28 protein-coding genes are annotated in these 25,648 nt (G+C 58.0%); 8 read left to right on the top strand and 20 right to left on the bottom strand.

The features are described from left to right. Window positions 1-58: 58 nt before the first annotated feature. Window positions 59-1,618 carry a bifunctional metallophosphatase/5'-nucleotidase gene (locus AFK67_RS12895; protein ID WP_007716347.1) on the bottom strand — a complete coding sequence of 520 codons (1,560 nt, stop codon included), beginning with the start codon at window positions 1,616-1,618 and terminating at the stop codon, window positions 59-61. Window positions 1,619-1,767: 149 nt separating this feature from the next. Here AFK67_RS12895 and AFK67_RS23460 point away from each other — a divergent pair, with 149 nt between their 5' ends. Next, a complete protein-coding gene (locus AFK67_RS23460; protein WP_235047906.1) occupies window positions 1,768-3,027 on the top strand; it encodes an IS1/IS1595 family N-terminal zinc-binding domain-containing protein in 1,260 nt (419 codons plus the stop codon). A gap of 45 nt (window positions 3,028-3,072) precedes the next feature. On the opposite strand, the gene AFK67_RS12885 is transcribed toward AFK67_RS23460, so the two are convergent. Both AFK67_RS12885 and ompC read right to left on the bottom strand, forming a co-directional pair. Next, window positions 3,073-3,312, bottom strand: coding sequence for a DinI family protein (locus tag AFK67_RS12885; RefSeq protein WP_007716350.1), 240 nt, complete (start codon window positions 3,310-3,312; stop codon window positions 3,073-3,075). Between the two features lie 150 nt (window positions 3,313-3,462). Further along, on the bottom strand, window positions 3,463-4,587 hold the full coding sequence (gene ompC, locus AFK67_RS12880) for a porin OmpC (protein WP_007716352.1): 1,125 nt from the start codon (window positions 4,585-4,587) through the stop codon (window positions 3,463-3,465). Window positions 4,588-5,196: 609 nt separating this feature from the next. Here ompC and AFK67_RS12875 point away from each other — a divergent pair. From AFK67_RS12875 to AFK67_RS12865, 3 genes are read left to right on the top strand one after another with little or no spacing between them, the layout of a single operon-like run. Further along, window positions 5,197-5,895 (top strand): phosphohydrolase, encoded by a 699-nt coding sequence (locus AFK67_RS12875; RefSeq protein ID WP_007716354.1) that lies wholly within the window; start codon window positions 5,197-5,199, stop codon window positions 5,893-5,895. A gap of 60 nt (window positions 5,896-5,955) precedes the next feature. Continuing rightward, a complete protein-coding gene (locus AFK67_RS12870) occupies window positions 5,956-7,389 on the top strand; it encodes a DNA cytosine methyltransferase (protein WP_265094104.1) in 1,434 nt (477 codons plus the stop codon). After that, window positions 7,373-7,870: a very short patch repair endonuclease gene (locus AFK67_RS12865; RefSeq protein ID WP_007716359.1), complete on the top strand. Its 498-nt coding sequence runs from the start codon at window positions 7,373-7,375 to the stop codon at window positions 7,868-7,870. The genes AFK67_RS12870 and AFK67_RS12865 overlap by 17 nt, the downstream gene beginning before the upstream one ends. A 3-nt stretch (window positions 7,871-7,873) precedes the next feature. Here AFK67_RS12865 and yedA read toward each other — a convergent pair whose 3' ends face one another. Next, on the bottom strand, window positions 7,874-8,785 hold the full coding sequence (gene yedA / locus AFK67_RS12860) for a drug/metabolite exporter YedA (protein ID WP_038883273.1): 912 nt from the start codon (window positions 8,783-8,785) through the stop codon (window positions 7,874-7,876). A gap of 178 nt (window positions 8,786-8,963) precedes the next feature. On the opposite strand from yedA, the gene AFK67_RS12855 reads away from it, so the two are divergent. The 3 genes from AFK67_RS12855 to dgcQ all read left to right on the top strand — a co-directional run bounded on the left by AFK67_RS12855 (window position 8,964) and on the right by dgcQ (window position 12,022). Next, window positions 8,964-9,878: a DUF808 domain-containing protein gene (locus tag AFK67_RS12855; RefSeq protein ID WP_007732463.1), complete on the top strand. Its 915-nt coding sequence runs from the start codon at window positions 8,964-8,966 to the stop codon at window positions 9,876-9,878. An 89-nt stretch (window positions 9,879-9,967) separates the two neighbouring features. Then, on the top strand, window positions 9,968-10,150 hold the full coding sequence (locus AFK67_RS12850; protein ID WP_007732461.1) for a YodC family protein: 183 nt from the start codon (window positions 9,968-9,970) through the stop codon (window positions 10,148-10,150). Window positions 10,151-10,351: 201 nt separating this feature from the next. After that, window positions 10,352-12,022: a cellulose biosynthesis regulator diguanylate cyclase DgcQ gene (gene dgcQ / locus AFK67_RS12845; RefSeq protein ID WP_007732459.1), complete on the top strand. Its 1,671-nt coding sequence runs from the start codon at window positions 10,352-10,354 to the stop codon at window positions 12,020-12,022. A gap of 3 nt (window positions 12,023-12,025) precedes the next feature. Here the strand turns inward: dgcQ and AFK67_RS12840 are convergent, their stop codons facing one another. Together AFK67_RS12840 and AFK67_RS12835 are read right to left on the bottom strand one after the other, a co-directional pair. Beyond that, complete coding sequence (locus AFK67_RS12840; RefSeq protein WP_007732457.1) at window positions 12,026-12,841, bottom strand: mannosyl-3-phosphoglycerate phosphatase-related protein; 816 nt, start codon at window positions 12,839-12,841, stop codon at window positions 12,026-12,028. A 302-nt stretch (window positions 12,842-13,143) separates the two neighbouring features. Further along, window positions 13,144-13,356 carry a DUF2525 domain-containing protein gene (locus tag AFK67_RS12835; protein ID WP_032967651.1) on the bottom strand — a complete coding sequence of 71 codons (213 nt, stop codon included), beginning with the start codon at window positions 13,354-13,356 and terminating at the stop codon, window positions 13,144-13,146. A 121-nt stretch (window positions 13,357-13,477) separates the two neighbouring features. Between AFK67_RS12835 and dsrB the strand changes: the two genes are divergently transcribed. Further along, entirely contained in the window at window positions 13,478-13,666 is a 189-nt protein-coding gene (gene dsrB / locus AFK67_RS12830; protein WP_007670278.1) for a protein DsrB, read from the top strand. A gap of 168 nt (window positions 13,667-13,834) precedes the next feature. Here the strand turns inward: dsrB and rcsA are convergent, their stop codons facing one another. The 14 genes from rcsA to fliF form a co-directional block, all read right to left on the bottom strand. After that, window positions 13,835-14,458, bottom strand: coding sequence for a transcriptional regulator RcsA (gene rcsA, locus AFK67_RS12825; RefSeq protein WP_007732435.1), 624 nt, complete (start codon window positions 14,456-14,458; stop codon window positions 13,835-13,837). Between the two features lie 348 nt (window positions 14,459-14,806). Further along, on the bottom strand, window positions 14,807-15,595 hold the full coding sequence (fliR, locus tag AFK67_RS12820; protein ID WP_007732432.1) for a flagellar biosynthetic protein FliR: 789 nt from the start codon (window positions 15,593-15,595) through the stop codon (window positions 14,807-14,809). 11 nt (window positions 15,596-15,606) lie between these two features. Beyond that, window positions 15,607-15,876 (bottom strand): flagellar biosynthesis protein FliQ, encoded by a 270-nt coding sequence (fliQ, locus tag AFK67_RS12815; RefSeq protein ID WP_004388139.1) that lies wholly within the window; start codon window positions 15,874-15,876, stop codon window positions 15,607-15,609. 11 nt (window positions 15,877-15,887) lie between these two features. Beyond that, window positions 15,888-16,625, bottom strand: a complete 738-nt coding sequence (fliP, locus tag AFK67_RS12810) for a flagellar type III secretion system pore protein FliP (protein WP_007732427.1) — start codon at window positions 16,623-16,625, stop codon at window positions 15,888-15,890. Next, on the bottom strand, window positions 16,625-17,002 hold the full coding sequence (gene fliO / locus AFK67_RS12805) for a flagellar biosynthetic protein FliO (RefSeq protein ID WP_007732425.1): 378 nt from the start codon (window positions 17,000-17,002) through the stop codon (window positions 16,625-16,627). Before fliO ends, fliP begins: the two co-directional genes overlap by 1 nt. After that, on the bottom strand, window positions 17,003-17,473 hold the full coding sequence (gene fliN, locus AFK67_RS12800) for a flagellar motor switch protein FliN (protein ID WP_007732422.1): 471 nt from the start codon (window positions 17,471-17,473) through the stop codon (window positions 17,003-17,005). Next, a complete protein-coding gene (fliM, locus tag AFK67_RS12795) occupies window positions 17,466-18,470 on the bottom strand; it encodes a flagellar motor switch protein FliM (protein ID WP_007732421.1) in 1,005 nt (334 codons plus the stop codon). Before fliM ends, fliN begins: the two co-directional genes overlap by 8 nt. 4 nt (window positions 18,471-18,474) lie before the next feature. After that, window positions 18,475-18,948 carry a flagellar basal body-associated protein FliL gene (fliL, locus tag AFK67_RS12790; protein ID WP_004388144.1) on the bottom strand — a complete coding sequence of 158 codons (474 nt, stop codon included), beginning with the start codon at window positions 18,946-18,948 and terminating at the stop codon, window positions 18,475-18,477. 103 nt (window positions 18,949-19,051) lie between these two features. Then, on the bottom strand, window positions 19,052-20,308 hold the full coding sequence (fliK, locus tag AFK67_RS12785; RefSeq protein ID WP_007732416.1) for a flagellar hook length control protein FliK: 1,257 nt from the start codon (window positions 20,306-20,308) through the stop codon (window positions 19,052-19,054). Next, window positions 20,305-20,748 carry a flagellar export protein FliJ gene (fliJ, locus tag AFK67_RS12780; RefSeq protein WP_007732409.1) on the bottom strand — a complete coding sequence of 148 codons (444 nt, stop codon included), beginning with the start codon at window positions 20,746-20,748 and terminating at the stop codon, window positions 20,305-20,307. The genes fliK and fliJ overlap by 4 nt, the downstream gene beginning before the upstream one ends. A 21-nt stretch (window positions 20,749-20,769) precedes the next feature. Beyond that, window positions 20,770-22,140: a flagellar protein export ATPase FliI gene (gene fliI / locus AFK67_RS12775; RefSeq protein ID WP_007732408.1), complete on the bottom strand. Its 1,371-nt coding sequence runs from the start codon at window positions 22,138-22,140 to the stop codon at window positions 20,770-20,772. Further along, window positions 22,140-22,844, bottom strand: a complete 705-nt coding sequence (gene fliH / locus AFK67_RS12770; RefSeq protein ID WP_007732405.1) for a flagellar assembly protein FliH — start codon at window positions 22,842-22,844, stop codon at window positions 22,140-22,142. The genes fliI and fliH overlap by 1 nt, the downstream gene beginning before the upstream one ends. Further along, a complete protein-coding gene (gene fliG, locus AFK67_RS12765; protein WP_007732402.1) occupies window positions 22,837-23,859 on the bottom strand; it encodes a flagellar motor switch protein FliG in 1,023 nt (340 codons plus the stop codon). The genes fliH and fliG overlap by 8 nt, the downstream gene beginning before the upstream one ends. Next, on the bottom strand, window positions 23,856-25,568 hold the full coding sequence (gene fliF, locus AFK67_RS12760) for a flagellar basal-body MS-ring/collar protein FliF (RefSeq protein WP_007732399.1): 1,713 nt from the start codon (window positions 25,566-25,568) through the stop codon (window positions 23,856-23,858). Before fliF ends, fliG begins: the two co-directional genes overlap by 4 nt. Between the last annotated feature and the right edge of the window lie 80 nt (window positions 25,569-25,648).

Raw genomic sequence — 25,648 nt, 5'->3', positions numbered from 1 at the left:
GTCATGTCCTTTGTTAACGATAAAAATCAGGCGGGCAAACCGCCGCGCCTGATGTGTCTCATCCCTGAGGGGTTGCTTTGCTTACCCGCATCTCCTGCACCTGAGCGGCGAGAATAGTGTTGCCTTTCTTGAGGTAGTCGATCACCGCGTCAGAGAGGTTGTAGCCGCCGTGTACCTGCTTGTTGGTGCCTGCGGTGAAATCCATGAAGCCGTCGCCGCCGGGCGCCAGGAAGCTGTTGGTCGCGACCCGGTACGTGGTCTGGTCGTCAATCGGCTTGCCGTTAAGCGTGAACTCCACGACGCGCTGGCCTGCGGGTTTCGCCGGGTCATAACGCATCAGAGCGCCTTTTGACATCTGCAAGACGCCGTTAGTTAATCCTGCGCTGTGCTCCATCAGGCTACGTAACTGTTTGCCGGTGAGATCCATCACCGTCAGCTCGTTCGGGAAGGGGAATGCGCTGATAATATCGCCATAGGTGATTTTGCCGGCGGCGATGTCGTCGCGCAGGCCGCCGGAGTTGGTGAGCGCCAGCTGCGCGTCAGGCGCGGCGGCCATCATGGCGTCGGCAAACAGGTTGCCGAGCGGCGACGATTCGCCATAAGCGCGGGTCAGCGCAATCGGTGTTTCGCCGATAGGCTGGCGCACCGTTTCGGCGAGTTTTTTATTCCAGCTGTCAATACGCTGCTGCGTGGTCGGATCGGGCGTAAATTCATCGGAATAAAGCGTTTTAAGCTCGAACTGTTTGACCTTGTAGCCATGCTGACCGGGCTCGACATCGAGCACCAGTTTGCCGATATTCACGCCGCCGCTGTCGGTGGACATAATCAGCGTGTCGCCCACTTTAATCGGCTCCGGGGTGCCGGTATGCGCATGGCCGGTTATCAGGAGATCCAGGCCTTTAACCTTGCTTGCGGTCTGAATATCGGTATTCAGCGCCCGTTTAACATCTTTATTGCCAAGACTGGACTGGCGGCCCGGCACGCCTTCATGGATCAGGGCGACGGTAACATCCACTTTGCCGCGTAATTCGTCGATGTAATGCTGCAGCCATTTCACCTCGTCGCGCGCTTCAATGCCCTGGCGCATTGACGACGACACCGTGTCGTTAAAGGCGAAAACGCCATGCAGGCCGATGACGCCAATTTTCACGCCCTCTTTTTCCAGAATCACGTAGGGTTTATTCCAGAAAGGCATATCGCTGTTCTGATAAAACACGTTGCCGAGCAATATCGGAAATTGCGCCTGGCTTAACTGCAGCAGCGTATTATCCCAGCCGTGGTCGAATTCATGATTACCAATGGAGGCGGCATCCAGCGACATTGTATTCATAATATCTATGATTGCTTTGCCTTTCGTCAGGCTGCTGATATACGGCCCGGTGAAATAGTCGCCCGCGTCAAAATAAAAAGTCGCTTTATTGTGCGCTTTTTCCTGTTTTACCAGCGCGGATATTGTCGCGAAACCGCCGACATCACGCTGGCCATTTGCAATCCACGGCACTTTATAAGGCTCGACATGCGCGTGAAGATCGTTGGTGTAAATGACGGTAATGTCTTTCGCCAGCGCAGGTAATGAAAGCCCGGCCGCAATCAGTAAGGCTAGAAAATGTCGTTTCATCGTTATTGCTCCTTAATAACGCAAGGGAAGTGTCATCGTGCCGGGCTATTTTTTTCCGCGCGTCGGTGGGCTTTTGTGATACCTCGCACAAACCGTTTTCGCCGGGCTTTCCAGAATGCGGCAACTGACAAAATAAGTGGGTAAGGGAAATGACGGCAGGATTGCTGGTGAGGCTGAATGTCTGTAAAAGCTGGGCATGCCCGAATTTAGGCGTGCCGGACGCGCCGGATTATCAGCAGCCCGTCTATCGGCTCGGGTATCCGGCGTTGCACTGCGCGCGCTGCGGCAGCCTGCCGCCGCTTTTTAATGAGCCGCTGTTTAACGGCTGGTTCAGGCGCTTTCTGGCGCAAAAGTTAAAACACAGCGGGGCGGGGTGCCCGCACTGCGCGTCGCCAGAGACCATCCGCTACGGCGTGACGCAGACCGGCCACCCGCGCCTGCAATGCTGCGCATGCCGGAAGATTTTCACGCCCTGGCTGCCGGGCGATAACGCGCGCCTGAAGATCCAGACATACCTTAAGGCGCTGGCACGCGGTGAGGCCGGATGCGATCGCGCCAGCTACCGCACGCTGGCGCAGGCGGCGGCCTGGTGCGAGGCGCGGCTGGTTGCGCACGCCGGGCGCGTCGCCCATATCGCCACGCAGACATTTACCGTGCCGGTGCTGGGCGAACATCCGCAGCAACCGCTGTATGTGGTGCTGAGCGCGGATATCGTGACCGGCCAGGTGTTGCAACTCTCCTCCAGCTATTGCGCCTGGAAGCCGCATGACGCGCTGCGTTACCACGGCGACGACGCGGACCGCGCGACATTAACGCTTTGCGGCGAGCAACGCGTCAGGGAGCAGGAGGCGCTGTTTATGCGCCGCAGCCAGTTTGACGACATCCGCTATGGCGACGCTGCGCTGTGCCGCAACGATCCGGGCGCGCTGCTGCGTCCGTCCGTTGTCATTCACGGTCATTTTCAGTGGCTGCGAAGGCGGTTCCCGGCGGTGATATCGCACAGCCTCGCGCACGAGTGCGTGCTGCGCGGGGCGGCGATCACGGCATGGGCGTCACAGGTGAGCGCCGGTAAAACGCAACTGCGGTTTGTGGTGGAAGAGGCGCTTGATGAGACGGCGGCAGGCGGGACCTATATCCACCGCGGAAGCTGGCGTATTGGCTGGTGGAACAATCTGTGGCAGCAGTGGGAAAACGGCGCGACGCGCAAGATGATCGGTATGCTGACCGGCGAGGAGTATGTCGGCGATACCTCCACCATCTCGCTTGCAGCCTGTACGGCGTTTATCGGGTGGCTCGGCCGCCAGCCGGTGACCGCGCGGTGGGGATATCATCGCGCGGGCGTGGTCAGCCAGCAGCTAGTGTGTCTCGCGTACCGCTATAACCAGCAGCTACTGGCGCAATGCGACTGACCGCAGGGAATAAAAAACCCGCGACGGGCGGGCTTTTTATGGCGCTTATTCGTTAACCAGCCACATATCGGCTTCGTCGAACATCTCTTCCAGCATCCGGTTAAGCTTTTCACGATCGTTCTTATTGGCGTCGGAATTCAGCCCGTTCGTCTGCATCGGCTTCACGCGCACGTCGGCATCCGGGAAGATGCGATGCACGCGGCGGGTCAGCTCGGCCAGAATAATGTCGCTCGCGCCGGGCAAGCCTGCGACATTGCGTTTGTCATAAACCAGTTCAACAAACATGGAAAACTCCACAGTATGGATATATATACAGTCCTGGCACACTATAGCGCCCGGCTGTCATCCGGTAAAGAGGAGAGTGAAGGCGCGCGTAAAGAAGCCGTGAAATAAAAAAAGGCCCGCACGTGGCGGGCCGGAAAGGACAGAAGCAGATTAGAACTGATACACCATGCCAATGCCGACGATGTCATCGGTGGCGATGCCGTTGTCTTTATAGAAGCTGTCGTCTTCATCCAGCAGGTTGATTTTGTAATCGACGTAGGTGAGGAAGTTTTTATTGAGATACCAGCTGGCACCCACATCCGCGTATTTCACCAGATCGTTATCCTGGTACTTACCGGCGTACCAAAGATCTTTGCCACGGGATTGCAGATACGCCAGCGACGGACGCAGGCCGAAATCGAACTGGTACTGCGCGACGATTTCGATGTTCTGCGTTTTGTTGGCGATGCCGACGCTGTCGCCGTACGGTGTCATGTTGCGGGTTTCGGCATAGGTCGCGGCCAGATAAATATCGTTAGCGTCATATTTCAGACCGGTCGCCCACGCGTCGGCGCGATCGCCGCCTGCGACGATGGAATCGCCACGGCCGTAATTAACCTGCTTCGTCGTACGATCGGCTGTCGAGTAAGCGGCGGACGCGCTAAAGCCCATGCCGAAATCGTAGCTGGTGGACAGACCGAAGCCGTCGCCGTTCTGGCTCTGGATGCCCTGACCGCTGGCGGTGCCTTCGTTGCCGTTGCCGTCATCTTCGTTATTGCCCTGGTATTGCAGCGCGAAGTTCAGGCCGTCCACGAGGCCGAAGAAATCGGTGTTGCGATAGGTCGCCATGCCGTTGCCGCGCCCGACCATGTAGTTATCGCTGTAGGTGTAGGAGTCGCCGCCGAACACCGGCAGCATATCGGTCCAGGCTTCGACGTCATAAATCACGCCGTAGTTACGGCCATAATCGAAAGAGCCGTAATCGCCATATTTCAGACCGGCAAACGCCAGTTTGTTATAGGACGTGTTGCTGTCCTCAGCGCTGTTGGCCATGATTTTATAGTTCCACATGCCATAGCCAGTGAGATCCTTGCTGATTTGGGTTTCGCCTTTAAAGCCGAATTCCAGATAGGTGCCGTCGCCATCGTCGCCTGGATTATCGGAAAAAGTATGACGCGCATCGACTTTGCCGAACAGATCGAGTTTATTACCGTCTTTATTATAAATTTCTGCCGCATTGGCAGCGCCTGCTATCAATAATGCGGGTACAACAAGAGCCAGTACTTTTCTTTTCATTATCAATTTCCTTATCGTCATAAATAATATCAATGAATGGTGTAAATCAATGACGTGGCGGAGCGTTATCCGCGGCACGCATATTAGCAGAATGAAAAAACGTCACAAAAATTATTTTCCCGCGTTGTGGTGTATTCTTTTTAAATAATATGCGAGAGCTATTTAATCTTATTGAAGATTATTATGGTGAATGATTTAGGGCCAGAATGGCATTTGCAATGGAAACGCTTTTTCCACGTTTTCTCGCAAAAATGCGCGCGGCGTCTGCGTTTAAAAATTCCCCACGGAGGCGTAATGCGATTATTTATATCTTCAAAGGCGGGGAAATAATTACCTGTTGAACTATTGCGGCGATAACTGTTTTTCAGAAAAGGCATCGGTGCGAAAGCGGATAAATATCCTCGTCGCGCGTAATAAAAGAATATTCGCGCCATAAAAAGAGAAGACACCACTGTCATTTTACTTGCGTTAATTTATGCCATCGTTAACCGGTAAAGATGCATCACGGCACTTAACAGTGGTCGTGGCGCGCAAATGTCCGCAAACCATGCTAATTTTGTGATCTGCATTACAGAAACACATCCGGTGTCCTGCGCAAAAGGAGTCTCTATGTCGCTAACCCACTGGCAGCAGCGTTTTGAAGCGTGGCTGCATCACAGCTGGAATCAGGATGATAAAGCCCATGATGTCGCGCATTTTCGCCGCGTCTGGAAAACGGCCCAGCAGATCATGGCGGGCAGTGAAGCCAACCGCCTTGTGGTCCTGACCGCCTGTTATTTCCACGATATCGTCAACCTGCCGAAAAACCACCCGCAGCGCCCTCTGGCCTCGACGCTGGCGGCCCAGGAGACGCTGCGCATTCTGGAAACCCATTTTCCCGATTTCCCGCGCGAGGAGTATGACGCTGTGGCCCACGCGGTGCGGGCGCACAGCTTCAGCGCAGGCATCACGCCCGAGACGCTGGAGGCGAAAATCGTGCAGGACGCCGACCGGCTGGAGTCGCTGGGCGCGATTGGTCTCGCGCGCGTCTTTTATGTCTCAGGCGCCCTTGGCCGGGCGCTGTTTGACAGCGACGATCCGCTCGCCTGCGAGCGTGAACTCGACGACACCGCCTGGGCGCTCGATCACTTCCAGAAAAAGTTGCTGACGTTGCCGGGCACCATGCAAACCGAGGCGGGCAGGGCGCTTGCGCGTCACAACGCCGATTTTCTTGTTCACTATATGGCGAAGCTCTGCGCGGAGCTAAAAGGCGACTACTGCCAGCTTGACGAGGCGGTGCTGCGCCGCTTTATTCAGGTGACGCCTTAGCCGCAGCCCCGCTCCAAAGTGTGTTACTCTGTCAGATATCGGATCTGTTTGGCTAACGCAATGTTCGAAAATCACTCGGTTATTGAGGATGTACTGACGGGCGCGGTGAATGACGCCGCCCCTGCGCTGAGCGCACACGCGCTGCTGCTAAAAGTGCTGGAGATTTACGACACCAAAACGCTGGTGGCGATGTTAAACGACGTCGGCGAGAAGCGCTGGAGCCGCGCCCGGCTGAAACGCCAGCAGCTCAATCCTGACGGCGCGCGCCTCGGCCCTGGCGAATATCGCCGCCTTCTGTCGCTGCTCCCTGTGCCGCCGCGCCATCATCCGCACTACGCCTTTCGCTTTATCGATCTTTTCGCCGGTATCGGCGGCATTCGCAGCGGTTTTGAAGCCGCGGGCGGCCAGTGCGTCTTTACCAGCGAGTGGAACAAACACGCGGTACGCACCTACAAAGCCAACTGGTATTGCGACCCGCAGCAGCATCAATTCAATGAAGACATCCGCGACGTAACGTTAAGCCACCGTCCCGACATCAGCGACGAGGCCGCCGCCGAGCATATCCGCGCGCAAATCCCGCAGCATGACGTCCTGCTGGCGGGCTTTCCGTGCCAGCCGTTTTCGCTGGCGGGCGTCTCGAAGAAAAACGCGCTGGGCCGCGCGCACGGCTTCGCCTGCGAAACCCAGGGCACGCTGTTTTTCGACGTGGTGCGCATTATCGCCGCGCGTCAGCCCGCGATTTTCGTGCTCGAAAATGTGAAAAACCTCAAGAGCCACGACAAGGGCAACACCTTTCGCATCATTATGCAGACGCTCGATGAGCTGGGTTATGAAGTGGCGGACGCCGCCGAAATGGGCCCGGACGATCCGAAAATCATCGACGGTAAACACTTTCTGCCTCAGCACCGCGAGCGCATCGTGCTGGTGGGCTTTCGCCGCGATCTTAACCTGCACGCGGGTTTTACCCTGCGCGCGCTGCCGGAATTTTACCCGGCGCGGCGTCCGGCGTTTGGCGAGCTGCTCGACCCGACCGTGGACGCCCGCTACGTGCTGACGCCGACGCTGTGGAAATACCTCTACCGCTACGCGCAGAAGCATCAGGCGAAGGGCAACGGCTTCGGTTATGGGCTGGTAAACCCGCAGAACCCGTCCAGCGTGGCGCGCACGCTCTCGGCGCGCTATTACAAGGACGGCGCGGAAATTCTGGTCGATCGCGGCTGGGATAAAGCGCTCGGCGAGAAAGATTTCGACGATGCCACCAACCAGCAGCGCCGCCCGCGCCGCCTGACGCCCCGTGAGTGCGCGCGTCTGATGGGCTTTGAATCTCCGCAGGGCCACGCGTTTCGTATTCCCGTCTCCGATACCCAGGCCTATCGCCAGTTCGGCAACTCGGTCGTGGTGCCCGCGTTCGCGGCGGTCGCCCAGCTTCTTCGCCCGCGTATCGCACAGGCGGTGCGCCTGCGACAGGAGAAAACCGATGGCGGACGTTCATAGCAAAGCCATTCGCAGTAAAAATATGCGCGCTATCGGCACCCGCGATACCGCCATCGAGAAGCGGCTCGGCGCGCTGCTCACGGAGCTGGGGTTTACCTTTCGCGTACAGGACGCCGCGCTCGCCGGGCGTCCGGATTTCGTCCTCGACGACTACCGCTGCGTTATCTTCACCCACGGCTGTTTCTGGCACCATCACCACTGTTATCTCTTCAAAGTGCCCGCCACCCGCACCGAATTCTGGCTCGATAAAATCGGCAAAAACGTGACGCGCGATAAGCGCGATGTGGCGACGCTGCGGGCTGATGGCTGGCGCGTGCTACTGGTCTGGGAGTGCGCGTTACGAGGACGCGAGAAGCTGTCGGACACGGCGCTTGCCGAGCGGCTGGAAGAGTGGATTTGCAGCGGCGGGGCGCAGGCGCAGATCGATTTTCAGGGCATTCACGGCGGGGACGACGAGCGGCCCACGCCGCCCGCCGGTTAAGCGTTACTTCTCGACGGGGCAGGGCGCCACCACCGGTTTGGCCGGCAGCAGATATTTACCGAGCGTCACCAGCAGCACCGCCAGAATAATCACGCCAAGCGCAATCCATTCCACCGATGAGAGACTCTCGCCGCCAAAGCCAGTGCCGAGCAGCACCGCCACCACCGGGTTGACGTAGGCATAGCTGGTCGCGACCGCGGGCGAGACGTTACGGATAAGATACATATAGGCGCTGATGGCGATAACCGAGCCGAAGAGCGCCAGATAACCCACCGCCAGAAAGCCGGAAAGATCGGGCATCGCGGTCAGCCGCTCGCCGGTGAAGAGCGACGCTACCATCAGCACCAGGCCCGCCGCGAGCATCTCAATCGCGCCCGCCATCATCCCGACAGGCAGTTCAATGCGTGAACCGTAGACTGACCCAAACGCCCAGCTTAACGAGCCAATCAGAATCAGCAGCGCGCCCCATGGGTTGCCGCTGAGATTGCCGCCGCTGTTTAACAGCACAATGCCCGCCAGACCGATGGCGACGCCGAGCCACTCCAGCTTGCGGGTCTGAATGCCGAAAACGCGGCTGAACATGAGCGCGAACAGCGGCACGGTCGCGACCATCACCGCGGCGATCCCCGAGGGCACGTGCTGATGTTCGGCGACCGTCACAAAGCCGTTGCCCACCGAGAGCAGTAGCACGCCAATCAGCGCCGCGTTCAGCAGCGGGCGACGCGCCGGAAGTTTATGGCCGGTCAGTAGCAGGAAACTCAACAGCAGCACGCCCGCGCAGAGAAAGCGCACGCCTGCCATCATAAACGGCGGCCAGCTTTTCACGCCGACGGCAATCGCAAAATAGGTGGAACCCCAGATGATATACAGCGCGAACAGGGCGCCCAACAGTGGCAGAACTCGACCGAAACGCATACTCCCTCACGACATGAAATAAAGAACGCTTATAGTGAACGCTAAAATTATTGCAGAGGCGAGGTTTTTAATTGTTTCGCTTAAGTTAATTTTGCGTTGACAGAAGGTGGTAGTTTCAGGGCCCAGGCTTTTGCTCCATACTTAACACTCCAGAATCACAACACGAAGGAATGAAATTTTGGCCGGAAGTAGTTTGTTAACGCTGCTGGATGATATCGCCACTTTACTTGACGATATCTCAATGATGGGAAAACTCGCGGCAAAAAAGACCGCAGGGGTGCTGGGCGACGATCTTTCTCTTAACGCGCAGCAGGTCACCGGCGTGCGCGCCAACCGCGAGCTGCCCGTGGTCTGGGCGGTGGCGAAAGGCTCGCTGCTCAATAAAGTGATTCTTGTGCCGCTGGCGCTCATCATCAGCGCCTTCGCGCCCTGGGCGATTACGCCGCTGCTGATGGTCGGCGGCGCGTTTTTGTGTTTCGAAGGCGTGGAGAAAGTGCTGCACAGCCTGCACGCGCGCAAACACAAAGAGACGCCGGAGCAGAAACAGCAGCGTCTCGACGCTATCGCGAAGCAGGATCCGAAAGTCTATGAGCGCGATAAAGTCAAAGGCGCGGTGCGGACGGACTTTATCCTGTCGGCGGAAATCGTCGCCATCACGCTTGGTATCGTGGCGGAAGCCCCGCTGATAAACCAGGTGCTGGTGCTAAGCGGCATCGCTATTCTGGTGACGCTTGGCGTCTACGGTATCGTTGGCGTTATCGTGAAGCTCGACGATATGGGCTACTGGCTCGCGGACAAGCGCTCGGTGCTGGCGCGCGGCGTCGGCAAAGGGCTGCTGGTCACGGCGCCGTGGCTGATGAAAGCGCTGTCGGTGCTCGGCACCATCGCGATGTTCCTCGTGGGCGGCGGCATTGTGGTGCATGGCGTCGCGCCGCTGCATCACGCTATCGAACACTGGGCGCAGGGCCTCGGCGGCGTTGGCGCGGCGGTCATGCCGACCGTGCTGAATCTGGTGCTCGGTTTTATCATTGGCGCTGTGGTGCTGGCGGCGGTATCGCTTATCGGACGCCTGCGCGGTAAACCGGCTCATTGAGATTATTCCTGATTTTTTAACGACAACAGGCGAAAATCGCGCGCGTTGACTATCTTCTGGATGTTTTCACACTGATAAAGGAGGCGGGCATGGTCTTTTTAGTCAGCGATGAAGTTCAGCGCAAAAACAGCGGTCAACGCATGGTTGTCACCGGTTATTCCAGCGGCATGGTCGAGTGCCGCTGGTATGACGGTTACGGCGTGCAGCGGGAGGCGTTTCGTGAAGACGAATTGCTTCCCGGTGAAAGACAGTCTCGCGACGAGCGTCGTTGAAATAATGCCCGGCCAGCGCGCCGGGCATTTTCGTTCTCCCTCCATCCTGTAACAGATCAACGACATCCTGATGCTTTCCAGGCGACAATCCTTAAAAAAACGGCCACACTTTTAATATCCGCGTCGCCTGGTATTATCTGAGCCGCCTGAACTTCACCATGCCGCATTAAGTCGAGCCTTTATCAGTACAGGGAGTCTGACGTGCCTGACAAGATCCTCATCAGCCGCTGGCGGACCAAAAACCCTATTCGGGTCGTCAACCTCTGCTTTTGCGCCGTCTTTATCTTCTCCACGCTGCTGACCTGGCGTGAAGTCGTGATATTGCAGGATGCCTGGATCTCTTCCCAGCGCAACCAGCTGGACACCATCGCCACGTCAATGGATCGCAACCTGCAATACAGCGTCGACAAGCTGCAGTTTTATCGCGCTGGCATGCGCTACACCATGCACAATCTGCTGGAAGGGCCGGAGACCGATGCCACGATAGCGGCATTCCAGGCGCACCGCCACGCTCCCGCCTGGGCGCTGCCCGCCGTGCGCGACCACGCACTGGTCATCAAAGGCGTATCGGACGAGTTCGTCGCCGAAAGCACCCTGCTTGAGCGCGACGACATACTATTGCACAACGAACTCAACGCGACGCTGGCGCTCGGCCATATGCTGAGCATCGCCGACAGCGGCAACGATCGCCCTGAAATGCGCACCTATTATGTTTCCCGCGCCGGGTTTTATCTCACCAGCCTGCCGTTCTACGGCCACGGACGAATCCCCGAGCAATATTACGAGCAGGTCAGCAGCCGCTGGTTTCTCGGCCATGCGCTGCGCCTGAACCCGGCGCGCGGCGTGCGCTGGCTGCACGGCAGAGATCCAAGTATGCCGTCGGGACAGCGCGTCACCGCCAGCATTCCGCTTGATGACGATGGCCGCTGGTTCGGCGTGCTGGCGATGGATTTTCCCATCAGCGCGATGCGCGATTTCCTGAAAAACGCGCTCAGCAATGACGAGGCGGGCGGGGAGATCATGCTGTTTGACGGCCAGCTGAGCCCCATCACCACGACATCATCCGATATCGACAGCACGCTTCACTTTACCCCGCAGGAGAAAGCGACCCTTGCGCGCCAGATGGAGCTTGCCAATCACGGCGACATGCGTATGGATACGCGTTTTATCACCTGGGCGAAGCTTGACTATTTCGACGGCGTACTGGTGAAGGTAACCACGTTCTCGCAGAGTGCCGAAGGCAAATTCGGCAAGGTGGCGATGGTGCTCGGCCTGCTGTGGCTGCTCTTCACCGCGATGCTGTTTATCTCCTGGCGGGTGATCGTCGGGATGGTACGCAATATGCTGACCATGCAGCGCTCGCTGAAATGGCGCGCCTGGTATGACACGCTGACGCGGCTCTATAACCGCGGCGCGTTCTTTGAGCGCGCGCGGCTCGCCGCGAAAGAGTGCGAGGCGCAGCAACAGCCGTTCTCGGTTATCCAGCTCGACCTCGATCATTTTAAAAGCATCAACGACCGCTTCGGGCATCAGGCGGGTGACAAAGTACTGACGTGGGCGGCGGGCATGCTGAGCCGCACGCTGCGGGCGGAGGATATCGCCGGGCGCGTCGGCGGCGAGGAGTTTTGTATTATCCTGCCGGGCACGCCGCCTGAGGGCGCGCGCCTGGTGGCGGAGCGTATCCGCCAGCGTATCAACAGTCAGGAGATCCTGGTGCGGCCCGACACCACAATACGCATCAGCGTGTCCGTGGGCGTCAGCGAGGCGATGCGCGATGGCGATTACGACTTCGAGCATTTACAGTCTATAGCCGACCACCGGCTGTATCAGGCGAAGCAGCGCGGGCGCAACCAGGTGTGCGACGAAGGGTAGAGCTTACGCCTTACCCAGAAAGTGATCGAGCCCTTCGCGAAAGCCCGCCGGGCCGCTTTCCTGCGTGCGGTAAACGCGCTGCGGATCTTCGTTTTTCAGCACCACGCCCTGACGGCTCAGCCCTTTTACCACTACCGCGAAATCGACGTTATCCAGCAGCGAAGCGTCATCCGGCCCGTCGCCCAGACCAAGCGTAGTGCGAAGCCTGCCTTCCCGCTTGCGGTACTCCTCTTTAAGCCAGTTCACCGCCTGGCCCTTGCCGCCGCGCGCGTCCAGTACATGCCAGAAACGGCCGCCTTCAATCATCATCAGACCGAGCGCTTCAAGGCTTGCGGTAAAGCGCGCAAGGTTTTCATCGCTGTCGCGCCAGATAACCGTTTCCGAGGCTTCCAGCAGGTTCGCCATCGCGGCGAGCTTCGGGCTAAGGCCCGTCCATTCGGCGATGGTTTTGTCGTCCACATCGCTAAAACAGAAGAGCTTATAGCCGTGCTCGTCGCGCAGGCGGTTGATAACGTCCAGGATCTCGTCATGGGGCACGCCGTTGAGCAGGCGGGGAAAGTCGGGGCTCTCTTCCCAGCGGGCGTCGAGCTGAATAATCGCGCCGTTTTCGGCGATAAACGGCTGGCCCTGCAACCCCAGCGACTCCTGCAACGCGATAATTTCCGCCGCCGTTTTGGTGCTGGAGAGCACCACCGGCACCTGATGGTCGATTAAGCGGGCAAGCCACGCCTGCGCGGGCGTCCACTCATGGGTATTCGGGTCGAGCAGGGTGCCGTCAAGGTCGGTAATCACCAGCAAATCGTCATTCAGATGCGCCATAGCGGCTCCTTTTTATGCGCCAGCGATCGCAGAGTCGACCAGGAATAATCTCAATTAATCGGCCTTGTTTGCAGGGTTATTCTGGGATCGATTCCATGGAAGGCGCGCAGTTGTTGGATCGTAGTGAATATATCTGCCAATAATATTAGCAGCGTATTATTCACCAGAAGAATATATCCTTGTGCCGAAAAAATTTTGCGGTATGTTGTTCATCGACATCAGTTTCTCTGGTGTAACGAATTTTAAGTGCTTCTTGCTTTCGCAAGCTTATCCCGGCTCCCCAGGCCGGGATATTTTTATGCTTAACGGTTCACTTCGCTCGGCCCCGCATCGCGGATATCCAGTTCGAACTCCTCGCCAAGCTCCCGACACGCTTCCTGCCTGCGCGCATCCGCCTGCGCCGGGGAAACGCGGTCTGACGTATGCGGCTCGTGCTCGCTGATAACCTCAATCGCGCCCAGCAGGGCGTCGATATCGGCCTGCGGCGCATCGGGCGTTGGGTTTTCCGGTTTCATGGCAATCACCTCTGGCGGCCCCATCCCGGTAAGTATAGTCGCGCGCGCGTGCGGCCACATGCCCGGTGCCAGCAAAGCGGTTTTGTTCTACACTGGCTCAATAGTGATAAGAGGAGCAGTTATGAACGTTAACGATCGGGTTACCGTCAAAACGGATGGCGGGCCGCGCCGCCCTGGCGTGGTGCTGGCCGTAGAGCCTTTCAATGAAGGCACCATGTATCTGGTTTCGCTGGAAGAATATCCGCTGGGAATATGGTTCTTTAATGAAAAAGATCACCCGGACGGGGTATTTGTCGAAAAGGTAGAATAACGCGTCATACGTCTTGCTTATAATAACGCCGCCCCGTTAATTAGGGCGGCGTTATTTTTTGGACAATGAAAATTCTCGCCGAAGCGATGCGATGGAAAATTCATTTACCGTTCCGGCGAAGGCCAGAAACGAGGCGTGCAGGGTACAGGATAAAATTATAGTGCTGCGTTAGCGCATATTCACAAAAATGCCGTTGGTGACGTTATCGGTCAACCGGACGACATGATAGATCACTTGCTTATTATGGGTCTTGATTTTGCGTTTTATATTGCCTTTGTGTGACGAAACGGTCTTGGCCTTAATATTCATCTGATCGGAAATCTGAATCGTATCCTGGCCAGACATCCACATTCTCAGCATACTGGATTCAGTACGGCTTAAAGAAAGTGTAGGCAAACTTATTTTGCCGATGCACTGCATATCTTTGGTTAAATAATCTCCCAGAATGGCATCCAGCGACTCTGGTTTAATCGATTTAGAGCTAATTAACAGATTCTTACGCACCCGTAAATATTCATCGAAGTGAATATTGGCAATCGCCATAAAAACGATAAATAACGTACCGGGATGCTGATTAATGATGTGCTTTATATGCTGACTGCTCACCGGGTCGTGAATAAAACAGTCTTCATTAATAAACACCACATGGGGTTTGCGTACCTGACAGGCTTGTTCCAGATTATCCACGCTATCAGCATGAAATATCTGTCTTTTTCGCACTCCTCTCGATGATAAATAATCGGTTAGCCCGAGCCTGGTATAGCTGCAGAGATCCATAATAATCGTTGACATAGCCTACCCTCACTAAACGCGTTATCCGTTAAAGCACAACGATTGCTCCACCAGCCTGAGAACGACCGCCGTTCTGCCAAGACCAGCAATTACGGGATAAGAAAGCGTAAAACGGCACACCGCAGACCGATAGCGTGAATCGTATCAGCCGGGTATCGAAGTCATTCAGGCGACCCCAACTATCCCGTAAAGTTACGTATAATTTGCCAGGAAAGTTCTTAAAGTAAAGAGGCGATCCGGTTCTGTGAGAGGCGTAAAATCATTAATTCCGCCTGGGATGTATGGTCAGCCGGAGAATATATTCTCCATATTAGGAATATCCTTAGGATGACCATTTAAAACGAAGGGTTAACCCTTAGCAGGTATTTCGCTAACGATATCAGTCAACAAGTGAAATATTTCTGCGAATAAATGTTCACAGAACGGTGCTATTAAGGGCATTAACGCCGCCATCACGATAATCCCGATACTGAGGGTCAGCGGGAAGCCGATCGCGAAGACGGTAAGCTGCGGGGCCATACGGTTTAACAGGCCGAGCGCCAGGTTCAGCGACAGCAGCAGCGTAATGAGCGGCAGCGCCAGCATCACGCCGTTGATGAAAATCAGGCTGCCGGCACGCGTCAGCGCCATAAAGGCGTTGCTGTTAATCGCCTCGCCGCTGATTGGCAGCGTATGAAACGTATCGGCAAGAATGGAGATAAGCCACAGGTGACCGTTGAGCGTCAGGAACAGCAGCATCGCCAGCATATCGATAAAGCGCGCCAGCACCGGCATATTCAGGCGGCTGCCCGGATCGAAAAAGGTGGCGAACGACAGGCCCATTTGCAGACCGATAAGCTCGCCTGCGGTACGCACCGCGGCGAACGCGAACTGCATCGTAAAGCCGACGGCGATTCCGATCAGGATCTGCTGCAGCCCCAGCCACAAGCCTTCGAGCGAGAAAATCGGCACGTTACTGCCAGGAATATTCGGCGCGAGCGCAATAGTTATCAGCAGCGCAAGACCAATCTTGACGCGAATGCTGATAGCGCGCTCGCTGAGAATTGGCGCGGTGCTGATCAGCGCCAGCACGCGCAGCAGCGGCCAGAAGTACAGAGTCAGCCAGTGAAGCCACTGGTCGCTGGTGAATTGCAGCATGTGTTCGGCCGTCAGCCGATGATATACGGCAGGTTGGAAAACAGGGTGCGCATGTAGTCGAGCAGCAGATTAAGCATCCACGGGCCTGCCGCCACGATAACCACAAACACCGCCAGAATTTTAGGAATGAACGACAGCGTCATTTCGTTAATCTGGGTGGCCGCCTGCAGAATACTGATAAACAGACCGGTCACCAGCGCGACCAGCAGGAGCGGCGCGGCGAGCGCGAGCGCGACTTTCATGGCTTCCGTGCCCATCATCATGACTGATTCTGGCGTCATCATGCACCTCGTTAACTGTAAAAGCTTTGGGCAAGCGAACCGACAAGCAACTGCCAGCCGTCAACCAGCACGAACAGCATCAGCTTGAAGGGCAGGGCGATAGACGCCGGCGGCACCATCATCATCCCGAGCGCCATCAGCACGCTCGCCACCACCAGATCGATAATCAGGAAGGGGATGAACACGGTAAAGCCAATCTGGAAGGCGGTTTTCAGCTCGCTCGTCACATAGGCAGGCAGCAGAATGCGCATCGGCACGGCTTCCGGACCCTGAATCGGCTGGGTGTTGGCAAGCTTCGCGAACAGTGCGAGATCCGCCTCACGCGTCTGGCGCAGCATAAATTCACGCAGCGGTTGCGAACCGCGATCGAGCGCCACTTCCATCGAAATTTTGTTTTCGCTGAACGGCTGATAGGCGTCGGTATAAATCTTATCGATAACCGGCGACATGATAAAAAAGGTCAGGAACAGCGCGAGCCCCAGCAACACCTGGTTTGGCGGTGCAGACGGCGTCCCGAGGGCGTTACGCAGCAGGCCGAAGACGATAATGATGCGCGTAAAGCTGGTCATCATTAACAGAATGGCGGGCAGGAACGTCAGCGAGGTGATAAACACCAGCGTCTGTACCGGCAGTGACCAGCTCTGACCGCCGCCGGACATCGGCTGGCTGACAAGACCCGGCAGTTGTGCCATCGCCGGCGCGGCCATCAGGCCAAGCGCGAGGAAAGAAAGACTTAACCAACGACGCATTACTTTCTCCCGCTACGCTTAAGCAGATTCTTCATCAGGTTCTGGAACTCACCGGCTGGCACGGTCTCCTGCTCTGGCGCAGGGGGCGCAGGCGGGAGAGTATGCAGCGGGGTAATCGAGGTGGCGGTCACGCCCAGCACCAGGCGGGCGTCTTCCACTTCGACAATCACAATCTTTTCACGAGCCCCGAGGCTCAGGCTGCTGTTAAGCTTCAGACCACGCATCCCGGCGGTTTTAGCGGTAAAGCCAAAACGCTTTGCCATCCAGGCAAACAGCAGAATAAAGAGGATAATCAGCGTTAATGCGCCGCTTACCTGGATTAAGGATGAGCCGGCATCGGGCATGGCCGGCTGTGGAACTGTGGTCTGATTTTTCATTTAACGACTCAGGCGACGCATACGTTCTGACGGGGTGATGATATCGGTGATGCGCACGCCGTATTTATCGGCGACGACCACGACTTCACCCTGGGCAATCAGGTAACCGTTGATGAGGATGTCCAGCGGTTCACCGGCAAGACCGTCCAGCGCGACCACGGAACCCTGCGTCAGACGCAGCAGCTCTTTGATGGTCATACGGGTGCGGCCCAGCTCCACGGTGAGTTTCACCGGGATATCCATAATCAGGTTGATATCCTGCAGCGCGCCGACCATGTCGCCGCCTTCCAGCGCGCGGAACACGCTGTCTGCTGAACTTTTGCCTGCGGTTTTCTGCTCGCTCAACGCATCGGCCCACAGATCGTCTGCGGCGTCGCCGGTGCTGGTGCTTTTTTGTTCGTTCAATGCATCAGCCCACAGATCGTCCATTTCACCTGCGTTTTCATCGGACGGTTTGTTAATGTCACTCATTGGGCTGTTCCTCATTCAGCGAATTCAAAATTGGGTTGATCAAATGTTCAACGCGCAGGGCATATTGTCCGCTCACGGTGCCGTACTGGCTGGTGAGAACCGGCACGCCATCCACGTGCACCAGAATGCGATCCGGCTTGTCGATGGGCAGCACGTCGCCTGGCTTCAGCTTCAGAATCTTCGACAGTCGCAGCGGGATCTCGGCGAAGTTGGCAATCAACTCCAGCTCTGAATGCTGTACCTGACGCACCAGAGTGTCGCGCCAGTTTTGGTCTTCCTGGCGGGAGTTTTCCAGCGGCGGGTTGACCAGCAGTTCACGCAGCGGCTCAATCATGCTGAACGGCAGGCAAATATTAAACTCGCCGGTCAGGTTACCAATCTCGACGTGAAACGGGGTGTTAACCACGATATCGTTCGGCGAGGTGGTGATATTGGTGAATTTCACCTGCATTTCTGAACGCACATACTCTACGTCCAGCGGGTTAATCGCTTTCCACGCGTCGCTGTAGGCTTCAAGCGCCAGCTTGAGCATACGGTTGATGACGCGCTGTTCGGTATGGGTGAATTCACGGCCTTCCACTTTAGTCGGGAAGCGGCCATCACCGCCGAACAGGTTATCCACCGCGATAAATACCAGGCTTGGCGAGAACACAAACAGGCCGGTGCCGCGCAGCGGTTTTAAATGAATCAGGTTAAGGTTGGTCGGCACCGGCAGGTTGCGGGCAAACTCGTGGTAGGGCTGAATGCGAATGGCCCCCACGGTAATGTCCGGGCTGCGGCGCAACAGGTTAAACAACCCCATACGGAACTGGCGCGCAAAGCGTTCGTTGATAATCTCCAGCGCCTGGAGGCGCTCGCGCACCACGCGACGCTGGGTATTGGGATCGTAGGGGCGGATGTCGCCATCGCCCACCGACGCTTGCTGTTCCGCGCTCTGGTCGCTGTCGCCGTTTAACAGCGCATCGATTTCGGCTTGAGAAAGAATGCTGTCGCCCATGGCTTTACCGCAGAATAAAGGCAGTGTAGAGGACGTCAGTCACTACCTGCTTCGGTTGTCCTGCCACCAGCGGTGCGGAAAGCGTCTGTTTGATCGCTTCCACCAGCTTCTGTTTGCCTTCATCTGTCGCCAGCTGCGAGGCGTCCTGACGAGAGAAGAGCAGCAGCAGACGGCTGCGCACTTCTGGCAGATAGTCGCTCAGGCGCTGACGGGTCGCTTCGTCTTTCAGGCGCAGCGTAATGCCGACATACAACACGCGGTCGGCATCACCCAGATTCACCGTGAAAGTGTCGAGGGCGAAAAAGACCGGCGCTGGCGGCGGTTCTGGCGCCGCTTTAGCCGCGGTGGTGCCATGCTGCTGCATACGCCAGTAGCTGTAACCTGCCGTCGCACAGGCAGCGAGAGTTATAATGACCAGTAACGGGATCCAGATGGAGCGTTTACGGCCTTTACCTTTGGTGATTGCGCTGTCAGTCATCAGACTCGGGTTTCCTGTATCAGTACTGCGATAGAGTGATTATCCCGTCTCTGCGCGCAGTCAAAGCCTGGAAAAAACGGGAATAATCACGTTACCTCTGGCGTTAGGCAAAGATATCGACCGCGCCATTGCCGCGAGCGGCCGCCTGAAGGCTTGCCGGAGCGGCAATCGCTTCTTCTTCACCACCGAGGCTAAAACCGTTGCCACCGCGTGAAGAGGCAGACTGTTGCGGGTTGTTTTGCTGCTGCTGACCGCTAAAGTTTTCGCTGCTGATATTGCTCTGACCCAGCTGAATGCCGCTTTCCGCGAGCTGCGTGCGCAGCGTCGGCAGCGCCGCTTCGAGGGCGGCGCGCACGTGGCTGTGCGGCGACACCATCTGTATCTGCGCCATATTATCGTCAAGCTTCAGGCTAATCTGCACCGCGCCCAGCTCTTCCGGGTGTAAATGCAGCTCAGCGCTCTGCTGGCCGTTGCGGGTAAACAGCGAAATGTGCTGGCTTACCGAGTTCTGCCAGTCCGGGGTGCCGAACGGCGCGGTGACCTGGGCGGTCGGCATCGTCATCACCGGCGCGCTGGCCTGCTGGCTTTGCGTGGTCGAAGAGAGCGCGTGCAGGTTCAGGTTGTGCGGTACCTGGGTGCTGCTGACGTCAGCGGCGGTTTTATCAAGCGTCGACACCGGCGCGACAACATCGGTCGCGGTCTGGCTGGTCACCGGCGCGGTGGCGGCGGCGGCCGTCAACGGCGTGGCGGCGTCATCGCTCTTGGCGCTGGTTTTGGCATCGCTTTTCGCACTGCCGAGCGCCTGGGTCAGGCTTGCCGTCGGGTTAAAACCGTTAGCGCCGAGCGCCGCGACGCCCTGCGCCTGCGTCTGCGCCGTTACGGCAGGCGCCGCGTTCGGCTGCTGGGCAGGCGGCAGCATCGCGAAGAGGGCACTTAACGCGGCCATGTCTTCATCGCTGAGCTTTTTATCGTCGTCAAGACCGGCCGGTTTCAGCGTCGGCTGCGCGGCGGTGGTCGCGGTCTGCACGTCGCCCGCGGCAAGCGAGAGATCGGCAGGCGAGATGTCGCCGCGGGTCAACTGGTCAAGCAGACGTGTCAGATCGCTCTGGGTGCCCGGCAGGGTCGCCGTGGCGTCCGCCAGCGTTTTACCCGCCAGCGTCTCTTTCCCCGCGCCCTGCAACTGCGCGAGCGATACGGTTTTACCGTCCGCAAGCGTCAGCTCGCCGGAAAAGTGCTGGCCTAACAGCGCCAGGAAATCCTGCGCCGCGTCGCCGCCTTTGGCGTCGAGGCCTTTCAGACCGGCGCCAGGCGACGTCGCATCGACATCGCTGGTCAGCACAACATTGGGCAACGTAATCATTCGCCTTTCCTCATTGATGCCCGCTGGGCAAATTCATCCATTCTTTTTTGATCGAGCCGGTTTTCCGCCAGCATCGCCGCGCTGGCGTGCCGGTCCTGAAGCGTTTGCCAGGCCTGAAGACGCTGCTTTTTCTCTTTCCAGAACGAGAGCGCCTGATCGACTTTGTTATTCCACTGCGACAGCTGGAGGCGATGCTGTTCAATCGCTTTCTCCAGCGTCTGGATAAACTGCTGGTAATTGACCCAGCGGTTACTGGCAATACCCTGCGTCATCGTCTGATTCAGGTTATTGCGATATTCCTGCTGATAGTTCATCAGCATCGACAGCTGCTCCTGCGCCTGCTGGCAACCGCGGCGCATTTCGCCAAGCCGCAACGCGGCATCGTCGACTTCTTTCTCAGCCATATCTTTAAGCGTGTTCAGCGCGCCATTCTGTTTCATGGCTACCTCCCTCATACCTCATCATACTGACGGGAAGATAAGTTCCAGTGCCTGTAACGCATCCTCGACATCGGAACGTTCGTAAATACCTTGCTGCAGAAACGCTTCCAGTTGCGGCCACAGCGTAATGGCGCGATCCAGCATCGGATCGCTGCCTTTGGCGTAAGCACCAACGCTCACCAGGTCACGGTTGCGCTGGAAACTTGAGAGCAGCTGTTTGAAGTTCCGCACGCGCGCGTAGTGCGACTCGCTGATGATGGAAGTCATCACGCGGCTGATGGACGCTTCAATATCAATAGCCGGGTAGTGTCCGGCTTCCGCGAGGCGGCGCGACAGCACAATGTGGCCGTCGAGGATGGCGCGCGCGGAGTCGGCGATCGGATCCTGCTGGTCGTCGCCTTCGGTCAGTACGGTATAAAACGCGGTAATCGACCCGCCGCCGGTGATGCCGTTACCGGCGCGTTCCACCAGCGCGGGCAGTTTGGCGAAGACGGAAGGCGGATAGCCTTTGGTTGCGGGCGGCTCGCCGATAGCCAGCGCAATCTCACGCTGCGCCATCGCGTAACGGGTCAGGGAATCCATGATCAGCAGTACGTGCTGGCCACGGTCGCGAAAATCTTCCGCGATGCGGGTGGCATACGCCGCGCCCTGCATACGTAATAAAGGAGAGACATCCGCCGGGGCGGCTATCACCACAGAGCGCGCGCGCCCTTCGGCACCGAGGATGTTCTCGATAAAATCTTTTACTTCGCGGCCACGTTCGCCAATCAGCCCCACGACGATGACATCCGCCTGGGTGTAGCGCGCCATCATGCCGAGCAGCACCGATTTACCGACGCCGGAACCCGCGAAAAGACCCATACGCTGGCCGCGTCCCACCGTCAGCAGGGCGTTAATCGGGCGCACGCCCACGTCCAGCACATCTTCAATCGGGGTGCGTTGCAGCGGGTTGAACGGCGGCGTCATCAGCGCGCCGGTGGTTTCGGTATCGGGGGAGGGCAGGCCGTCGAGCGGTTTGCCCGCGCCATCGAGCACGCGGCCCAGCAGCTGTGGGCCGAGCGGCAGCTGTTTGCTGCTATGCAACCCTTCGCCGTTACCGCCACGCGCATAGACGCGCGCGCCCGGCAGAATGCCTTCGACTTCTTCCAGCGGCATCAAAAACAGTTTCTGGCCGTTAAAGCCGACCACTTCGCTCTCCACTTCGTGGAGCTGCGCGCCTTCCTGACGTTCGATAATGCAGGTCGCGCCGAGCGGCAGTTGCAGGCCGGTCGCTTCCAGCACCAGACCGGTGGCGCGGGTCAGGCGGCCGTAGCGGCGCACGGACGGCAGTTGCGCCATTTTGGCCTCGAAATTATCGAGCGTGTTGAGCCAGCGAGTCAGTCGGGCAGTCATTACACCACTCCTGGTGCGGCCAGGCGGCACAGTTCCTGCCAGCGCGTCGCCACGCTGGCGTCGAGATCGCCTTCATCGGCGGAGACTTTGCAGCCGCCCGGATGCAGCGTCGGGTCGCCGCGCAGCCGCCAGCCGTGCAGGCTTAAGGTCGCGCCGAGCATCTCTTCGACGCGCTGTAAATCGTCCGGATGCACGCGCAGCTGCGGTTTACCGCTAAACAGCGGCTCCTGCTGCAACAGCGTCTGGATCTGCTTGATCAGGTGGTTGTTATCAACCTGCACGTGGCCGATGACCTGACGCGCCGCTTCCAGCGCCATCTGCATCAGGCGTGAAGCGATAACGCTGTCGAGCGCGTCCAGCGTGTACTGGAACTCGCTCACCAGCTGCTGCATACGTGCGTGGATTGGCCCCTGCTGGGCGCGCGCTTCCGCGAGCCCCTGTTCGAGACCTTTCGCATAGCCTTCCTGGCGGCCCTGTTCGAAGCCCTGCTGACGCCCCTCGGCGAGCCCGGCGTTATAGCCTTGCTCATGCGCCTGGGTTTGCATCATCACCAGCGCCTGCTGCTGTTGTTGCAGGCGTAACTGTTCTTCGTCGACCTCTTCGCGTTCACCGATGACCGTCTCGTCGAATGCCGTAAATTCCTGCATAACGGGCGGAGCGAGGTCATCAGGCATCCAGCGCTGCCAGGGAAGCTTATTAGACATAGGTATCCTCGCCGCTGCCAATTACCATCTCGCCGGTTTCCGCCAGACGACGGACGATGAGCAGGATAGCTTTCTGTTCGTTTTCCACCTGAGACAGACGTACCGGGCCGCGGTTGGCCAGGTCGTCGCGCAGGATATCCGCGGCGCGCTGCGACATGTTGCGCAGGAACTTCTCGCGCAGCGGCTGCTCGGCACCCTTGAGCGCGATAAGCAGGGATTCGGACTCCACTTCCTGCAGCAGGCGCTGGATGGAGCGGTCGTCGACTTCCACCAGGTTTTCGAACAGGAACATCTCGTCGATGATTTTCTGCGCCAGATCGCCGTCGAACTCGCGCACGGCGGTAATAACGGCTTCTTCCTGCTGGGTTTTCATCAGGTTGATAATTTCTGCCGCCGTTCTCACGCCGCCCATTTTGCTGCGCTTGAGGTTCTGGCCGTCGAGCAGGTTGTTCAGCACTTCGGTCAGTTCCGCCAGCGCCGCCGGCTGGACGCCGCCGAAGGTGGCGATACGCAGCATCACATCGTGACGCAGACGCTCGTCGAACAGCGCCAGGATATCCGCCGCCTGGGCACGTTTGAGATGGACCAGGATGGTGGCGATAATCTGCGGGTGTTCGTCGCGAATAAGGTCGGCGGCGCTCTGCGGCTCCATAAAGTTGAGCGTTTCCATACCCGAAGTGGTCTCTTTAGAGTCGAGAATATCTTCGAGCAGGCTGGAGGCGCGCTCTTCGCCCAGCGCTTTGACCAGCACCGAACGCAGGTAGTCGTTGGTGTTGATGCTGAGCGCAGCAAACTGTTCCGCTTCCTGTTCAAACTCCGCCAGCACGTCGGTCAGCTGTTTGTTAGAGATCTGACGCACGCTCGCCATCGCGGCGCTGAGATGCTGCACCTCGCGAGGGGAGAGGTGTTTGAATACCTCTGCCGCGCGGTCTTCGCCGATGGTCATCAGCAGAATGGCGCTTTTGTCAGTGCCGGACAGCCCATTCGTATTAGCGTTGGTATTAGCGTTACTCATAGCTCGTTACTCATCCACTGGCGGATGACCAGCGCGACCACGCGCGGATCGTTGTCAGACATTTCGCGGATACGCTGGCTCATGACTTCTGCGCTCAGGCGCTGGTTAGCGCGGCGCTGCTGCGTCTGTTCGTCTTTGCTCAGGCGAACTTCCACGGACTCTTCCACTTCTTTATTCTGCTGCTGAATTTCCTGTACGCGCTTAACTTCTTCCGCGCGGCGCTGGAGCTGCGGACGAACCGCTTTACGCCACAGCAGCCAGGCGACAATCAGCACCAACAGCCAGCGGCCTGCGGCCAGAAGCTGGTCGATGAAGGCTTGCTGCTGCCAGAACGGCAGTTCGCCACCGGTCTCATCGCTCGCCGTGAACTGCGAGTTGACCACGTTCAGGGTATCGCCACGTGACTCGGTGTAGCCCATCGCTTCGCGGGTCAGGTTTTCAATCTGTTTCAGCTGGTCAGCGGTCAGCGCGAGCGGTTTGCCGTTCGCCAGCTGACGGTAGTTCACCACCACCGCCACGGAGAGACGCTGCACGTCGCCCACGTTCATTTTGGTGTGGCGAATGGTGCGGTCCACTTCGTAGTTAGTGGTTTCATCGCGCTGGCTGCTGTGCGGACCACCGCTGGTCGCCGCCGTGCTGGTGTTCTGCCCGCGCTGCGCATTCTGACCATTCGCATTCTGACCGTTGGCGTTCTGGGCGTTGTTCTGCCCGGCAGGCGCGTCGATAGGCGCGCTGTTCGCCGGAGCCGGCTGGTTAGAAAGAGCGCCCGGTACGCCGCCCGGATACCCGCCGCCCACCTGGTCGTTGGTGTTCAGCTGACGAGAACGAACGGCCACCTGCGACGGGTCGCTGTTCGGGCGGTACTGTTCTTCGGTCTGTTCTTTATTAGAGAAATCGATCTGCGCGGTGACCTGAGCGTGGACGTTGCCAGAGCCGACGATAGGCGCAAGGATAGATTCGATACGGCGCTGCACGCGGCCTTCGACATCGGCGGCATATTTGAGCTGCGCGTCGTTCAGGTCGCGACCGGCCGTGCCGGACTGGGTCAGCAGGTGACCGGCCTGATCCACGAGCGTAACGTTGCCCGGCGGCAGGCCAGCAACGGCGCTGGAGACCATATGCACAACGGCGGCAATCTGACCTTCATCCATCGCGCGGCCCGGCTCCAGGCTCAGGGTGACCGACGCGGACGGCGATTTCTGCTCGCGAACGAATAATGACGGTTTCGGCATGGCGAGGTGAACGCGCGCAGCCTTCACCGGACCTAAGGTCTCGATGGTGCGCGAGAGTTCGCCTTCCAGCGCGCGCTGGTAGTTAACCTGCTCGCTGAACTGGCTGATGCCGAATTTTTCCTGATCCATCAGCTCAAAGCCCACGGCGCCGCCTTTCGGCAGACCCTGCTGAGCGAGACGCAGACGCAGGTCATAAACTTTCTCGGCAGGCACCATGATAGAGGCGCCGTTGTCGGCAAAGTTATAAGGAATATTCATCTGAGTCAGTTGGGTGACGATAGCGCCGCCGTCCTGATCGCTCAGATTGCTGTAAAGCACGCGGTAGTCGGGCTGTTTTGCCCAGAGCACCATAGCCACAATGATAGCGACCGCGGCGGCCCCGGCCACCATTAAGGGGATCTTCGGGTTTGCGCGTAAGCGGTTGAGCCACTCTACGGTTTTATTTTGTGGCGTTTGAGTTGAAGCTGCGGCAGTCATTGCGCCCCTCTTGACTCAGCGTTGACAGAATAATGCGTGTTATGAAGCAAAACGGACTCCCGGGTCGGCAAGCACGACTA

It is taken from the genome of Cronobacter dublinensis subsp. dublinensis LMG 23823, assembly GCF_001277235.1.
Lineage (GTDB): Bacteria > Pseudomonadota > Gammaproteobacteria > Enterobacterales > Enterobacteriaceae > Cronobacter > Cronobacter dublinensis.
The sequence above is the reverse complement of the archived record's forward strand: the minus strand, read 5'-3'. Positions and strand labels throughout refer to the sequence as shown.